14 protein-coding genes are annotated in these 14,421 nt (G+C 72.6%); 6 read left to right on the top strand and 8 right to left on the bottom strand.

The features are described 5' to 3' along the window. Positions 1–6: 6 nt before the first annotated feature. From AB0O15_RS10665 to AB0O15_RS10645, 5 genes are all read right to left on the bottom strand, one after another. A complete protein-coding gene (locus AB0O15_RS10665; RefSeq protein WP_364316815.1) occupies positions 7–1,386 on the bottom strand; it encodes a S8 family serine peptidase in 1,380 nt (459 codons plus the stop codon). A gap of 230 nt (positions 1,387–1,616) precedes the next feature. Continuing rightward, entirely contained in the window at positions 1,617–2,243 is a 627-nt protein-coding gene (locus AB0O15_RS10660) for a response regulator transcription factor (RefSeq protein ID WP_364316812.1), read from the bottom strand. After that, positions 2,240–3,406 carry a histidine kinase gene (locus AB0O15_RS10655; protein ID WP_364316809.1) on the bottom strand — a complete coding sequence of 389 codons (1,167 nt, stop codon included), beginning with the start codon at positions 3,404–3,406 and terminating at the stop codon, positions 2,240–2,242. Before AB0O15_RS10655 ends, AB0O15_RS10660 begins: the two co-directional genes overlap by 4 nt. 14 nt (positions 3,407–3,420) lie before the next feature. Then, positions 3,421–3,855 (bottom strand): ABA4-like family protein, encoded by a 435-nt coding sequence (locus AB0O15_RS10650; protein WP_364316807.1) that lies wholly within the window; start codon positions 3,853–3,855, stop codon positions 3,421–3,423. A gap of 58 nt (positions 3,856–3,913) precedes the next feature. Beyond that, complete coding sequence (locus AB0O15_RS10645) at positions 3,914–4,804, bottom strand: hypothetical protein (protein ID WP_364316804.1); 891 nt, start codon at positions 4,802–4,804, stop codon at positions 3,914–3,916. Positions 4,805–4,912: 108 nt separating this feature from the next. Here AB0O15_RS10645 and AB0O15_RS10640 point away from each other — a divergent pair, with 108 nt between their 5' ends. The 4 genes from AB0O15_RS10640 to AB0O15_RS10625 are packed head-to-tail and all read left to right on the top strand — an operon-like array spanning position 4,913 to position 7,744. Continuing rightward, entirely contained in the window at positions 4,913–5,665 is a 753-nt protein-coding gene (locus AB0O15_RS10640) for a hypothetical protein (RefSeq protein WP_364316801.1), read from the top strand. Further along, entirely contained in the window at positions 5,584–6,069 is a 486-nt protein-coding gene (locus AB0O15_RS10635; RefSeq protein WP_364316798.1) for a hypothetical protein, read from the top strand. The genes AB0O15_RS10640 and AB0O15_RS10635 overlap by 82 nt, the downstream gene beginning before the upstream one ends. Before the next feature lie 24 nt (positions 6,070–6,093). Further along, positions 6,094–6,645: a nucleotidyltransferase family protein gene (locus AB0O15_RS10630; protein ID WP_364316795.1), complete on the top strand. Its 552-nt coding sequence runs from the start codon at positions 6,094–6,096 to the stop codon at positions 6,643–6,645. Beyond that, positions 6,638–7,744 (top strand): XdhC family protein, encoded by a 1,107-nt coding sequence (locus AB0O15_RS10625; protein WP_364316793.1) that lies wholly within the window; start codon positions 6,638–6,640, stop codon positions 7,742–7,744. Before AB0O15_RS10630 ends, AB0O15_RS10625 begins: the two co-directional genes overlap by 8 nt. On the opposite strand, the gene AB0O15_RS10620 is transcribed toward AB0O15_RS10625, so the two are convergent. Then, positions 7,741–8,982, bottom strand: a complete 1,242-nt coding sequence (locus AB0O15_RS10620; RefSeq protein WP_364316790.1) for an MFS transporter — start codon at positions 8,980–8,982, stop codon at positions 7,741–7,743. The genes AB0O15_RS10625 and AB0O15_RS10620 overlap by 4 nt on opposite strands. Between AB0O15_RS10620 and AB0O15_RS10615 the strand changes: the two genes are divergently transcribed. Further along, entirely contained in the window at positions 8,899–9,816 is a 918-nt protein-coding gene (locus tag AB0O15_RS10615) for a DUF389 domain-containing protein (protein WP_364316788.1), read from the top strand. The genes AB0O15_RS10620 and AB0O15_RS10615 overlap by 84 nt on opposite strands. A gap of 16 nt (positions 9,817–9,832) precedes the next feature. After that, a complete protein-coding gene (locus AB0O15_RS10610; RefSeq protein WP_364316785.1) occupies positions 9,833–10,720 on the top strand; it encodes a pyridoxal-phosphate dependent enzyme in 888 nt (295 codons plus the stop codon). A gap of 6 nt (positions 10,721–10,726) precedes the next feature. Here the strand turns inward: AB0O15_RS10610 and AB0O15_RS10605 are convergent, their stop codons facing one another. Next, positions 10,727–12,325, bottom strand: a complete 1,599-nt coding sequence (locus AB0O15_RS10605; RefSeq protein WP_364316782.1) for a VWA domain-containing protein — start codon at positions 12,323–12,325, stop codon at positions 10,727–10,729. Then, positions 12,322–14,349 (bottom strand): serine/threonine-protein kinase, encoded by a 2,028-nt coding sequence (locus AB0O15_RS10600; RefSeq protein WP_364317165.1) that lies wholly within the window; start codon positions 14,347–14,349, stop codon positions 12,322–12,324. The genes AB0O15_RS10605 and AB0O15_RS10600 overlap by 4 nt, the downstream gene beginning before the upstream one ends. Positions 14,350–14,421 lie beyond the last annotated feature (72 nt).

Raw genomic sequence — 14,421 nt, 5'->3', positions numbered from 1 at the left:
GAAACTTCAGTGAACCGTGAGGACCAACGTCCGCACGCTGGTCTGCGGCACGTAGTCGGTGAACGCGAACCTCACCCGGTACGTCCCGGCGGCCCGCGGGGTGCCCACGATGCGGCCGATCGACGACAGGCGCATCCCGGAGGGGAGCGAGCCGGCGCTGATCTTCCAGCTGCCGGTGCGCGCCGCCGTCAGCTCGATGCGGCCGGCGTAGGCCTTTCCGACCGTACCCGCGGGAAGGTTGACGGTCTTGATCGCCGCAGGCGCCGGCGGGCGGGGCACGAACAGGAGGCGGTTGGGCGAGCCCTTGACGTCGGCGATCGCGCGGGTGGTGACGTTGTGGAGCAGCACCGAGGTGACCGAGGCGGGCTTGTAGGCGGGGTGCGCGTCCAGGACGAGGGCCGCGGCGCCGGCCACGAACGGAGCCGCCATCGAGGTGCCGCTCAGGACGGCCGAGGCCGAGTTGCCGCCGACCCAGGCCGATCGGATGGTGTCGCCCGGCGCGAACAGGTCGACGCGCGAGCCCCAGTTGGAGAACGACGCGCGACGGTCGCCGCTGGTGGTGGCGCCGACGGTGAGGGCGGTGGGTACGGACGCGGGGCTGTAACCGGCCGCGTTGCGGTTGTCGTTGCCGGCCGCCACCGCGTACGTGATGCCGCTGGCGATGGAGCGGGCGACGGCCGAGTTCAGCGACGGCGAGACACCGTCCGCGCCGAGGCTCATGTTGGCGACGGCGGGCTTGCGGGCGTGCGCGGTGACCCAGTTGACGCCGGCGATGATCTGCGACAGGTAGCCGATGCCCTGGCAGTTGAGGACGCGGACGGAGACGATCCGGACCTTCTTGGCCACGCCGTAGGTGGAGCCGCCGATGATGCCGGCGACATGCGTGCCGTGGCCGGCGCAGTCGGCGGCGACCGCGTCGTTGCCGATGAAGTCGTAGCCGTAGGTGGCGCGGCCGCGGAACTGGCTGTGCGTGATGTTCACGCCGGTGTCGATCACGTAGGCGTACACGCCGGCGCCGTCGGCCGAGGCGGTGTAGGTCTTCGAGGCGGGCGTCCGCCTCCGCTGGTCGATGCGGTCGAGACCCCAGGTGGGGTTGGCCTGGGTGGCGAAGGCGCGGACGACGCGGTCCTGTTCGACGGTACGCACGTCCGGCGACGCCGCGAGCCGGCGCGCCTCGGTGGCCGTCATCGACGCGGTGTAGCTCGCCGGGGCGCCGAGCGAGTCGGCCGAGACGGCCGGCGTCACGATGTAGCGGCCGGGGACCGCGCCGGGCGAATCGGCGCCGATCACGACGCCCTCGTGGGTTGTCGAAGCCGCCGACGCGGGGACGGGGGCGACCAGGAGACCGGGGAGAAGGGCCAGCACGGCCCAGGGGGTACGAGTCACGTGTTCACAGTCGGCACCCCCGGGTGCGAATCGGGAGTGTGAGGGGTGCGAAGCAGTTGCGTAACCGACGGTCATGAATACGTAACAGAAAGCTCCTAGTTTGACGCCATCCGGCGACGGGCCGGCGACTCGGGTGGTGGCCATGGCTGGGCTACGCGGTCTCCAGGGCGTTACCGTTTACGGACAAGGCCGGGGATCCGCCGCCACGGGTTCCCGGCCTTTCGCTGCGCCTACAGACCCCTCGCCAGCAGCGCCAGGCGCACCCGGTTGGGCGCCGCGGTCTTGGCCATCAGCGACGTGACATGCGTCTTCACGGTCGTCACGCCGATGTGCAGCCGGTCGGCGATCTCCGTGTTGGACAGTCCCTCCCCGATCAGGTCGAGCACGTCCTGCTCCCGGTCGGTGAGCCCGGTGACCGGGCCGGGCGTGCCGGAACGCGCGGCCACCGCCCGCTGCACCAGCCGCTGCAACACCTCGTTGCTGAACGGGCTGTCCCCCGCCGCCGCCCGCCGGATGCCGTCCAGCAGCTCGGCCGGCGGCGCGTCCTTGAGCAGGAAGCCGGTCGCGCCCGCGGTCAGCGCCGGATAGAGGTGGTCGTCGTCGGAGAACGTGGTCAGCACCAGCACCCGGGTGGCCGGCCGCCCGGCCAGGATCCGCCCGGTCGCGGTGATCCCGTCCACCCCCGGCATCCGCAGGTCCATCACCACCACGTCGGGGGTGAGCCGGGCGGCCAGCGTGACCGCTTCCCGTCCGTCGCCGGCCTCACCGACCACCTCGAGGTCGGGCTGGGCCTCGCAGAGCATCCGCAACCCGGCCCGGATCATCTGCTGATCGTCGACCAGCAGGACCCGGATCACGCGGCGCCCGGCAGCGCGGTCCGCACCCGCCACCCGTTGCCGTACGGTCCGGCCTCGAGCTCGCCGCCGAGCACCTCGACCCGCTCCCGCATCCCGATGATCCCGTGCCCGCCGCCCGGCGGCGCCGGCTCGGTCACGCCGGGGCCGCCGTCGTCGGACACCTCCCACTCGACCCGGTCGGCGGTCACCGCCACGATCAGGCGGGCGTGCGCGGTCGTCCCCGCGTGCTTGGCCACGTTGGTCAACGCCTCCTGGGTCAGTCTGAGCACGGCCAGCCCGCGCACCGCGTCGAGCGCGGCGAGCGGGCCGGAGACCTCGGCGTCGACCACGAGGCCGCCTCGGCGCGCGGTCTCCACGGCGCCGTCGAGCGCGGCGGGCAGGGCGGACGGGTCGATGGCGGTCAGCGCGGCGTCCCCGCGTACGCCATCGGGGTCGCGCAACACCCCGACCAGCCGGCGCAGATCGGCCAGGGCCGTGGTCCCGCTGCGGTGCACGTCGTCGAAGACCTCGGCCGCCTTGGGGTCGAGGCCGGGCAGCACGTGCCGGGCCACGCCGACGCGCAGCACCATCGACGCCACGTGATGGGCCACCACGTCGTGCAGCTCGCGGGCGATGGCGTTGCGCTCGTCGGCCCGCGCGGCCCGGCTCTCCGACTCGTGCCGGCGCTGCTCCTCGACCACCCGTTCGGCGGCCTGCCGGCCCAGCTCGCGGGTGGTCCGCACGACCATGCCGGCCAGCAGCGGCAGGCCGATCACCGCGGTCAGGCCGAAGAGGTTGGACCGCAGCTGGCCGATCGGGTCGGTGATGGTGTCGCTGACGTGGACCGCGGCGACCAGCGCGACACACCAGCCGACCGTACGCAGCCGGCCGGCCCACATGGTGACCTCGAAGAGCATCCAGCTCGCCCCGACGATGTTGATCGTCGCGTCGTCGACCAGGGCGAACGCCGCGGCCAGCAGGGCCGCCTGCACCACCAGGCTGACCAGCGGGCGCCGGTGCAGCAGCAGGGTTCCGGCGAACGCCGCCCCGGCCAGCACCCACTGGGTGGTGCCCGCGACCGGCGTGCCGCCGTGACCACCGCCGAAGATCAGGTAGCTGAGCCCGCTGAGGTCGAGCAGGATCAGGCGCACGAGGGTGTCCCGCGCGTCGAACAACCTGCTCATCCAGCTCACGCCGGTCAGCCTACGGGTGCTGTCTTGACGGCGAACCGGGTGCGGACCAGCAGGTACACCAGCAGGCCGAGCGGGCCGAGCAGGATGGTCAGGAGCAAAATCGGGGCCATCAGCAGGGCGGGGATCTCACGCTCGCGAGAATCCAGGTACGCCCACCGCCCGACGAACAGGTCGAAGGCGATGAAGTGCGCCCACCCCGCCGCCGCGCCGTCCGCGGTGCCGAGCAGATCGCGTACCCCGCCGAGGGTGGGCTGAGCGACCGCCGGGAGCACCTCGGTGAACGCGCCGGCCACCAGCGCGCCGTAGATCAGCAGCGGCGGCAGCACGATCCACGGCGAGCCGGCGATGCGCCTGGTCCAGGACCAGTGCGGCAGCAGGATCATCAGGGCCCAGAACGGCGCCGCCACCAGAAACGTGATCGAGAACAGAAACCCCGTCATGCTGTGCCGCCCAACCGAGAAGGAACAAGAACGCGATCTTGTCGCTCGCTTCGCTCGGTCATGCCGCCAACTCCAACTCTTCCCGACGGTCGTTGCGGACGATCAGTCCAGCGCCGCCGAGCACCACACCGGCCAGGATGCCGAACGCGGCCAGGGTCAGCGCGTCCGGGTGGATCAGCGACTGGCCACGCAGCGCCTGCCAGGTCGTCAGGACGGTGACCCCGGCGTAGCCGGCGCCGGCCACGAGCAGCAGCCGGACCTTGGTGCGGTCGGACATCCGCGCCGCGAAGCGGGTCAGGGCCCAGGCCAGCAGCGGCAGCGCCTGCAGGCCGTGCAGCCCGATGAAGTGGCCGATCCGCAGGTCGCCAGCGACCGTGCTCCAGCCGACCACGGGCAGGCCCGGTCCGCCGTCGAGAGCGCCGACGGTGTGCGCCCCGACGTCCCGGGCGGCCACCATCGGGGTGGCCGCGAGCAGGCCGATCACCGAGATGCCGAGGCCGAGCGCGACCCCGGTGCGGGCCACCCGGTTCGGGATGCGGGCCCGCAGCACCGCGATCGAGATCACGATGTGGGCCAGGAACAGCACCATGATCGCGATGCTCATGATGTCCCAGAGTGTCGCGTTGAGCGGTGTCGACTCGTTGTAGTGGCTCGTCGTACCCCGGACGGTCTGACCGGCGATGACCACCATCTCGGCGACCAGCGCCAGCACGATGACGAACGCCGACCACTCGACGACCCGGCTGCGCCGCGGCAGCAGCGAGAGCACCCAGGCCAGGGTGAGCGAGTAGAGCAGGATCGAGACGGAGAACTTGAACGGCTTCATCCAGGCCGGCGCGCCGAGCAGCACCCGGTCGTCGACGAGGATCGCGACCGCCGTGCCGACGGTGAGCAGCGCCATGGCCGCCACCAGGACCATCAGGGGGCGGTGCCAGGTCTTGATTTCCATGCCCTGACTCTGTCGACGAACGTCGCTGGAATCGCCCGCCCAGCGGCCCGACTCGCGACCGCCGGGAGGAGCCGGGCTCAGACCTGGGTAGGAGGCGATACTGAGCGCATGCCCATCGATTACCCGGTCGACGCCGACGGCAGGCGCAGCAGTCTGGCTTTCGGCCGGGCGGTGGTCGCCGATGCCCTGCGTGCGGCCGACCCGGCCGCCGCCGCGGCCGCCGAGCGCGAGACCGATTGGCGCAAGGGGTACGTCAAGCACTTCATCAGGCTGACCGCGCTGGCCTCGCCCGAGGTGGCCGCGGCCGGGCTGGCGTCGGTCCACCGCCGGATCGAGACGCCCGACCTGGCCGGCCCAGAGCTGACGCCCGAGACGATCACCGGCAGCGGCACCCCCGAGCGCGAGGTGACCCTCCCCTACCGCGGTCAGCTGCTGCGGGGCGAGGCGCTGGACCGGCGGCTCGACGCCTGGGTGTCCGCCGGGATCATCGAGCCGTCCTGCGCCGCCGCCGTGCGTGAGGTGGTCGCCAACCCGGACTGGCTCGACCTCGCCGGCCGGACCCTGGTCGTGCTGGGCGCGGGCGCCGAGATGGGTCCGCTGCCGGCCTGGCTGGGCTGGGGCGGCACGGTCATCGGCGTGGATCTCCCCCCGGCGCGGTGTACCCACGACTGGCCGTGGCCGTCGACGCCCTGGGCGAACACCTGCGGCAGCGGCGCGACGACATCACCCTGGCCGGCCTGGCCACCCCGACCGACTCCTTCGCGGTGCCGGCCGACGCGATGGCCGAGAGCCGGGCCCGGTGGCAGCGGCGGTCGGCGCGCGCCCGGATCGGCAACGTCCTCCTGGCCGGCCGCGGCCTGAGCCCCAACTATCCGGCCGGCTCCCCGCCGATCTGCGACGGCCTCCTCCCGATCCAGGGCCCGAACTACGCGCTGGCCAAGCGCATCCTGCGGTGGCGCTCGGCGCTGGCCCGGTCGGAGGGCACGCCGGTGTCGTTCGGGGTGGCGCCGTCCACCCGGACCCGATCGGTGACCAGCAACCGGCTGCTCGCCGCGGCCTACGCCGGCGCGCACATCTTCGACGTGGAGATCTTCGAGCCGGCCACGGCCAGCAAGCTGATGGCGATCCTGCTCGTGCACGGCCTGCGCAAACCGCATCCGGCCGACGAGGCCTACGCCGCGGCGCACGGCGGGCTGTGGCGGGTCCCGTTCCGGCCGCGCAGCGCCCTGCCGCTGGCCGCGGTCCGCGGGTTGGTGTTCCGCTGACCGATCGGGGATAGGCTCGATCGTGTGGAGATCGCCGGGGTCGTCCTGGCGGCCGGAGCCGGCCGGCGCTACGGCATGCCCAAAGCGCTGGTGGCGTACGACGGCAAGCTGCTGGTCCGCCACGCCGCCGTGGCGCTGTCGGGTCTCTCCCGCGTGATCGTCGTGATCGGCGCCTCCGCCCCCGACGTCCGGAATGTCGCTCCGGAGCTGACCTATGTCGACAACCCGCGCTGGGAGACGGGCATGGGCTCGTCGCTCCAGGCCGGGCTGGCCGCCGTGCCCGAGGCCGGCGCCGCCGTGGTGACGCTGGTCGACATGCCCGGCGTCACGCGCGCGGCGGTCGACCGCCTGGCCGCCTTCGCGGCGCCGGACGCCCTGGTCATGGGCGGTTACGGCGATCGGCGCGGCCACCCCGTGCTGCTCGGCCGCGACCATTGGGCCGGCGCCTCCGCCGCCGCCGTGGGCGACCGCGGCGCCCGTGACTATCTCCGTTCCCGCGACGTGCGGGTGGTCGACGTCTCCGATGTCGCCGACGACTTCGACCTCGACGTTCCTCAGGGTGTGGGCCATGCGTGATGTCCTGGACGATCTGCTGCGCTGGTGGCACGCGGGCGAGGCGGTCGGTCTCGCCACCGTCACCGCGACCTGGAAGAGCGCGCCACGCCAGCCCGGCGCCGCGATGCTGGTCGGTCCGGACGGCACGGTGTCGGGCAGTGTCTCCGGCGGCTGCGTCGAGGGCGCGGTGTACGAGCTGTGCCGCGAGGTCGCCGAGAGCGGCGAGGCGCGGACCGTCCGTTTCGGCATCTCCGACGACGACGCGTTCGAGGTCGGCCTGACCTGCGGCGGCATCATCGAGCTGCTGGTCGAGAAGGTCGACCGGCACACCTTCCCCGAGCTGCCCGAGCTGGCCGCCGCGGTCGCCGCCGACCGCCCGGTCGCGCTGGTCACCGGGGTGGCCGGCCCGATCGCCAAGCACCTGCTGATCACCCCCGACGAGCGGACCGGCACGTTCGGCCCCGACCGCCTCGACGACGCCGCCACCGACGACGGCCGCGGGTTGCTGGCCGCCGGCCGGACCGGCCTGCTCCACTACGGCCCCGACGGTCAGCGCCGCGGCGCCGGCACCACGCTGCTGGTCAGCGCGTTCGCCCCGCCGGCCCGGATGCTGGTCTTCGGGGCGACCGACCACGCCGCCGCGGTGGCCGGGATCGGCTCGTTCCTCGGCTACCGGGTGACCGTCTGCGACGCCCGGCCGGTGTTCGCCACCAAGCGCCGCTTCCCCACCGCCGACGAGGTCGTGGTCGACTGGCCCCACCGCTACCTGGCGGGCGAGGCCGAGGCCGGGCACATCGACGAGCGCACGGTGGTCTGCGTGCTCACCCACGACCCGAAGTTCGACGTACCCGTGCTCGAGGTCGCCTTGCGTCTGCCGCTCGGCTACGTGGGGGCGATGGGTTCCCGGCGTACGCACGACGACCGCCTCAAACGCCTCCGCGAGGCCGGCGTCGAGCCGCCCGAGCTGGCCCGCCTCTCCTCCCCGATCGGCCTCGACCTGGGCGCCCGCACCCCCGAGGAGACCGCGGTCAGCGTGGCCGCCGAGATCGTCGCGGTGCGCTGGAGCGGATCGGGCCACCGCCTGACCGCCACCGACGGCCCGATCCACGCCGACACCTAGAGCGTGCGGCGCCGGGACCCGAGGGCGAAGGCGGCCCCGCCCACCGCGGCCGCCACGCCGGCGAGCAGGAACGTCGTGCGATAGCCGACCTGCTCGACCGCCAGCCCGGTGAGGATGCCCGAGACCAGGATCCCGGCCGTGGCCGCGTTGGCGAACAGGGTGGTGGCCCGGCCGGTCGCCGGGGCGAGCAGGTCCTGGAAGTACCGGATGCCGGCCCCGGCCACGACCGCGATCGCCACGCCGCGTAAGGCCTGGCCGATCACCAGCATGACCAGGCCGGACGACACCACGGTCAGGGCGTTGTAGCCGACCAGGGAGGCGAAGCCGCCGAGCATCAGGGCCCGCTGGTTCACCCGGGCGGGCAGGGCGGCCAGCGCCAGGGTGGCCGCGACCTCGACCGCGGCGCAGACGCTGAACAGCACGCCGACCGACGCCGGCGGCTCGTGCAGGGCGCGGGTGACGAACAGCGGCAGGGCCAGACCGCCGCCGAAGACCGCGGTGAAGAACAGGACGACGCCCGCGGTGAGCAGGACCGGGGTCTGGCCCGGGGACGAGCTCACCTCCACGACCGGCCCGGGCCGCGGCACCACGAGGACGGTCAGCGCGGACGCGAGGAACAACCCGGCCGCGGTCCACATCAGCCACGAGTAGCCGCCCTTGGACAGCACGAGCGCGCCCAGCAACGGCCCGACCGCCCAGGCCAGGGACCAGGCCGAGCGCAGCAGCGGGGCCGAGCGCTGCCCGGCGGCGCCCTCCCCGAGCACGGCGCGGGCCAGCGTGAACAACTGCGGGAAGGCCGCGCCCATCGCCCCGAGCACCGTGGCCGCCATCAGGAGCAGCACCAGGAAGCCGGCGACCCGGGGCAGCACGAGATATCCGGCCGAACCCAGGAGGATCACGACGATCGCGTACGCCCGCGCGGGCCGGCGGTCGAACAGCCGGCCCAGCCACCAGCCGATGGTGATCCCGCTGACGGCGAACACCGACGACCACACGCCGATCTGGAACGGCGTCAGGCCCACCACGTCGGCGCCGAACAGGACGAGGTACGAGTTGACCATCGAGTCGGCGATGCCGAGCAGGAGGACGGCGGCGAACAGCGCGAGAAACGGCACGCGATCTTCATACCCGCCCCACCGTGATGGAATAGCGCGATGTTGCACCTGCGGATCATCACGCCGACCGATCGGACCGAACGGGTCGAGCGGGTGCTGATCGCGAGCGCCGCGGTCACCCATGTGGTCGCCTTCCCCGGCGTGGCCCGCGATCCGGCCGGCGACCTGATCACCTGCGACGTGGCCCGCGAGGGCGCCAGCGAGGTGCTCGACGAGCTCCGGGAGCTGGGCCTGGAGAAGGACGGCTCGATCATGATGGAGCGCGTCGACGCGGTGATGTCCGCGTCGGCCGACCGGGCCGAGCGGCGGGCGCCCGGCTTCGGGGTGGACGCCGTGGTGTGGGACGAGATCGAGCACACCACCGGCGAGGAGACGCGACTGTCCGCCGCGTACCTGGCCTTCATGGTCGTGGCCACCGTGATCGCGGGCATCGGCGTGCTGCTGGACCAGCCGATCCTGATCGTCGGGGCGATGGTGGTGGGCCCCGAGTTCGGGCCGGTGGCCGCGCTCTGCGTCGGCCTGGTGCGGCGACGGCCGGGGCTGGTCCGCCGCGCGGTGACCTCGCTGGTCGCCGGCTTCGCGGTGGGTGTCGTGGTGACCGTCCTGACCACCTGGTTGCTCAACGCGGCCGGCCTGGTCAGCAAGGCGATGCTGCTCGACGAGCGGCCGCTGACCAGCTTCATCTGGCAGCCGGACGCGCTGAGCTGGGTGGTCGGGTTCCTGGCCGGGGTGGCCGGCATGCTCTCGCTGACCTCGGCCAAGGCGGGCACCCTGGTCGGGGTGCTGATCTCGGTGACCACGGTCCCGGCCGCGGCCAACGCGGCGGTCGCCCTGGCCTACGGCGTCACCGACGAGGCGGCCGGTTCGGCCCTGCAACTGCTCATCAACATCACCGCGATCGTGGCCGCGGGCGTGCTGACGCTGCTCGTCCAGAGGCTCGCGTGGCGGCGGGCCTAACCGGTAATCTTCGATCATGGTCACCCCCTTGGCCCTGGGCGCCTGGCCGACACCGGTGGAACGCGCCCCTCGGCTGGCCGCCGCGCTGGGCCTGCGCGAACTGTGGGTGAAACGTGACGATCTGGTCGGTCTGGGCGGCGGTGGCAACAAGGTCCGCAAGCTGGAATACACCTGCGCCGAGGCGTTCGCCGCCGGGGCCCACACGCTGATCACCACCGGCGCGCCGCAGAGCAACCACTGCCGGTCGACCGCGGCCGCCGCCGCGCGGCTCGGGCTGCGCTGCGTCCTCGTGCTCGCCGGGCACCCGCCGGCTTCCCTGGCCGGCAACCTGATCCTCGACTCGCTGGCCGGCGCCGAGGTGGTCTGGGCCGGCGACGAGTCGCCCACCCAGGTGGCCCAGGCCGAGGCGGCCCGGCACGACGGCGCCCACCTGATCCCGTTCGGCGGCACGTCGGCGGCGTCGGTCCAGGCCTATGTGGACTGTGCCAAGGAACTGGTCGGGCAGGTTCCCGAGTTCGACCGGGTGGTGGTCGCGGTGGGCTCGGGCGGGACGATGGCCGGCCTGGTGCGCGAGCTCGGCCCCGAGCGGGTGTACGGGGTCGACGTCGGCGCCGTGGCCGACCCGCACGCCACGGTCGGCGCCCTGCTCCCGGTGCCGCCGTCCTCGCTCACCATCGACCAGCGTCAGATCGGCCGGGGGTACGCCGCGTTCACCGAACCGGTCCGCGACGCGATCAAGCTGGCCGCCCGCACCGAGGGTCTCTTCCTCGACCCGACCTACACCGGCCGGGCCCTGGCCGGCCTGATCGCCATGGGCCGGGGCGACGGCCTGACCCGCACCGGCCGCGTCGTCTTCATGCACACCGGCGGCCTGCCGGCGCTGTTCGGCCACCCCGAACTCTGACGCGCTCTACTGGTAGCCGCGGATCTGGCAGAACGCCTTGGTCAGGTCGCCGCCGCGGGCGTCCCAGGTCTCGCCGCCGGTCAGCGTGCCGAGCTCGCGCATCTGCGCCTCCTGCGCCTCGCCGAAGAGGATCGGGAACACCGCCGCCGCGCCGTCGTTCGGGGCGATGAACCTCTTGAACGCGGCCAGATCACGACCCCGGTTGCTCTCGCCGTCGGTCATCACCACGATGCTGGTGAAGCGGTCCTGGTCGGCGGCCGCGCCCAGCGCTCCGTACGCGGCGATCACCGAGTCGTACACGGCGGTGTTGCCGCGTACCTGAAGCTTCTCGATCTCACCGCGCAGCCGATCGCGGGACGGCTGCGGGTTCCGCGCGTCGATGGTGTACGTCTGTGGCCGGCCCGGCTTGTCGCTGAACGGCAGGATGACCACCTCCTCCCGGCTGCGGAACCGGCAGTACGACCCGGTGAGCGTCCGGTTGACACCGGTCAGGCCGGTCAGGGCCGCCTTGAGCTGGGTGATCCGCCCGTTCTTGCCCATCGAGCCGGAGAGGTCGAGCACGTAGACCGTGCGGGACGGCCGCCGCAGCTTGTCGAGGTAGGCGCTCAGCAGCGCGTCGATCGACGCCCGGGTCTCCGGGAAGTTCAGCTCGACCGGCGACTCGGGCAGGCCGGCCGGGCGGGGCACACCGGCCACCGCGGGGCGGCGCGCGGTCTCCGTACCGATCTGCTTCTGCACCTGCTCGGTCCGCAGATAGTCGGTCAGCCGCTGGTGGGCGTCGCGGATCCCGGCCGGCGCGCCGGCGAGCACGGTGAGCGGATAGTCGGCGCTGACCACGCCGTCGGACGGGTAGATCAGGGTGAGCGGCTCGTTCAGCCGGTTCGTGTTGTTGAGCGCGATCAGCGACGCCTCGTAGTTGATCAGGCCGTCGATCGGCTCGGGGCCGGACATCCGCTTGACGTACGCATCGGTGAGCCAGCCGGACGAGCCGGCCGTCATCTTCTGGGCCTTGAAGAAGCCGGTGAGCGGGGCGGCGACCTTGTTGATGGCGGCCGCGTCCAGCGCCCGGCCGCTGCCGTCCAGCGCCGCGGCCACCGCGACCAGGGCGGAGAAGCCGGTGTTGGAGTCGGCCGGATCGGTCATCGCGAACGTGAACCGGCCGGCCTCGGCCGCCGCGGCGATATCCTTCCAGGTCACTGGCTTACCGGTCCAGCCCAGCCGCTCGGCCGTGGAGGCGCGCAGACCGAGCACCACCGGTGAGCCCATGATCCGGGTGGCGGCGCCGAGCCGCTTCTTCGCCTCGGGAATGGTCTCGAGGTAGCGGTTGGCCGAGAACCAGACGGCGTCGTACTTGCCGTCGGCCCGGCCGGTGGCGACCGTCTCGGCGCCCTCCAGGCTGCCGGTGAAGTCCATCTTCACGATCACGCCGGTGGCCTTCGCGGCCGCGTCGAGGATCGGCTTCAGATCGGCCAGTTCGCTGCCGGCCAGCACGCGCAGGGTGACTTTTTCCGCGGGCGGAGCGGGCGGCTTCTTCTCCGGCGGGGCCGAGGTGCAGGCGGTGAGGAGGGCGGCCGTGGCCACCCCGGCCAGGACGCGACGGATCATTGCGCGCACTTCCCGTTCTGCTGGTCGAAGGGGCCGAGCCGGTCGATCATCTTCTCGAGGAGGGGGTATTCGGGCGGCTCGACGACGACCGGCGGGGCCGGGCGGTCCGGCAGCGAGCGCCCCTCCGGGCGGAAGCCGTAGCGGACCGCGATGTCCTGGAGTTCCTTGTCGTCCCGCAGCATCCGGCCGACGGCGTCGCCCGGTTCGGTGATCGGCACCAGGGTGTGCCAGGCGTAGACGGTGGGGTTCGGGAACAGCAGCACGTGCCGGCCGTCCTCCGGGACCTGCGACGACGAGGCCTCGTCGTAGTACTGGGACTCGTAGATCAGGGCCATCGGCGTCCGGTTGGGCCCGTCGGTGAGGTACTCGTCGAAGAGCACCTCGCTGGTGCTGGGCTTCTGGCCCTGGTACGAGATCAGCCGGCACAGCTCGGGCATGACCTTGGCCAGCGCGCCGTCGTCGGCGACCGGCTTGTCCCCGTTGAGCACCGACGACACGATCGACACGAACATGATCGCCGAGTTCGAGTCGGCCGGGTCGGTGGTGCGCATCAGCACGACGTTGCCGTTCGGCGAGCCGGTGTTGCCCTTCAGGTCGCGCCAGCGGGTGCCCTTGCGCCCGAGCTCGACGAGCTTGGCCACGCTGACCGTGTCCGTGCCGTTGACGCTCCGCGCGATCCCGTTGGCCCGCAACACGTCCACGGTCTCCGTGAACGTGGCCACCACCATCACCGACGAGAACGGCCGGTACGACTTGTCGATCTTCAGCGTGGTCATGATCGTGCGGGCGGTGGGCGTGCTCGACGGCAGCGCGAAGTCGTAGTCGTTGCCCGGCCGGAGGCTGCTGATCATCTCGCGCGAGCCCCGCGCGTCGATCCGCAGGTCGTACCCGGCGCACCGGAAGATCTCGGCGACCCGGGCGTCCCGCAGGTACGCCTCCTTCTCCGAGCCGACGATGCCACGCACCGCGCGCGGGTCGCCGGCGCACCCGGCGTCGTCGCCGCCGGTCACCACGTTGCGCACGACCACGAACGCGACGACCAGCAGCAGGGCGGCGCCGATCGTGCCGACGACCGCCCGGAGCGGCTTCATCGTTCGAGCAACCGCAGGTCCGGCGGGACCAGGGTCGCGGCGTCGAGAAGGAAACGGAGCAGGTTCATCTTGATCTCCCATGATGGGCTTCCTGGCCCGCGCCGGTGTCTTGGGCTCGGCGTTCAACGCCGCGTACGCCGCCCGCCCGAAACTCGCCGCGTCCTGCTGCCGGTCGTCCGGCTCCTTGGCCAGCCCTTTCATCACCACGTCCCGCAGCGCCCGCGGCACCGTCGGCGGCAGCGGCGCCGGCGGGTCGAACAGGTGCGCCTTGAGCGGGAACGGCTGCCCCTCCGCACCGAACGGCAGCCGCCCGGACAGCGCCTGGTAGAGCACCACCGCGAGCGAGTAGATGTCGGCGCGGTGGTCGGCCTGGGTGCCCAGCAGGCGCTCCGGTGCGATGTACGGCGGGGTGCCGACCATCTGCCCGACGCGGGTGATCGCCGGGTCGCTGGTGTCGACCCGCTGCGCGATGCCCCAGTCGGTCAGGTAGACGTGGTCGACGCCGTCGTCCACACCGTCGTGGAGCAGGATGTTCGACGGCTTCACGTCTCGGTGCCGCAGGTTGATGCGATGCGCGGCGGACAGCGCGAACGCCACCTGCTGGGTGATCGCCACGGCCCGTTCCGGGGTCATCCGCCCGGCCGCGATTTCGGTGGCCAGATTCCCACCCCGGATCAGGGGCATCGCGATGTACGGCGGAGGCCCGATGCCGAAGTCGTAGACGGGCACCACGTACGGGTTCTCGATCTCCGACGCCACCTCCATCTCCAGCAGGAAGCGCGCCCGCAACTCGTCCTGCCGTAACGCCTCGTCGGTGAGGATCTTGAGGGCGACCCGGCGGTTGTTGCGGGCGTCGACGGCCTCCCACACCTCGCCCATGCCACCCCGGCCGATCATGGTTTTGAGCTCATAGGGCCCGATCGATCCGCGCATAGCCACCTCATGTCCTCCCAGCTCACGGTATGAAGCCGGAACAACGTTGAGAGCAGCTTCCGAGCAGGTGGA

The organism is Actinoplanes sp. NPDC089786, assembly GCF_040684855.1.
Taxonomy (GTDB): domain Bacteria; phylum Actinomycetota; class Actinomycetes; order Mycobacteriales; family Micromonosporaceae; genus Actinoplanes.
The sequence above is the reverse complement of the archived record's forward strand: the minus strand, read 5'-3'. Positions and strand labels throughout refer to the sequence as shown.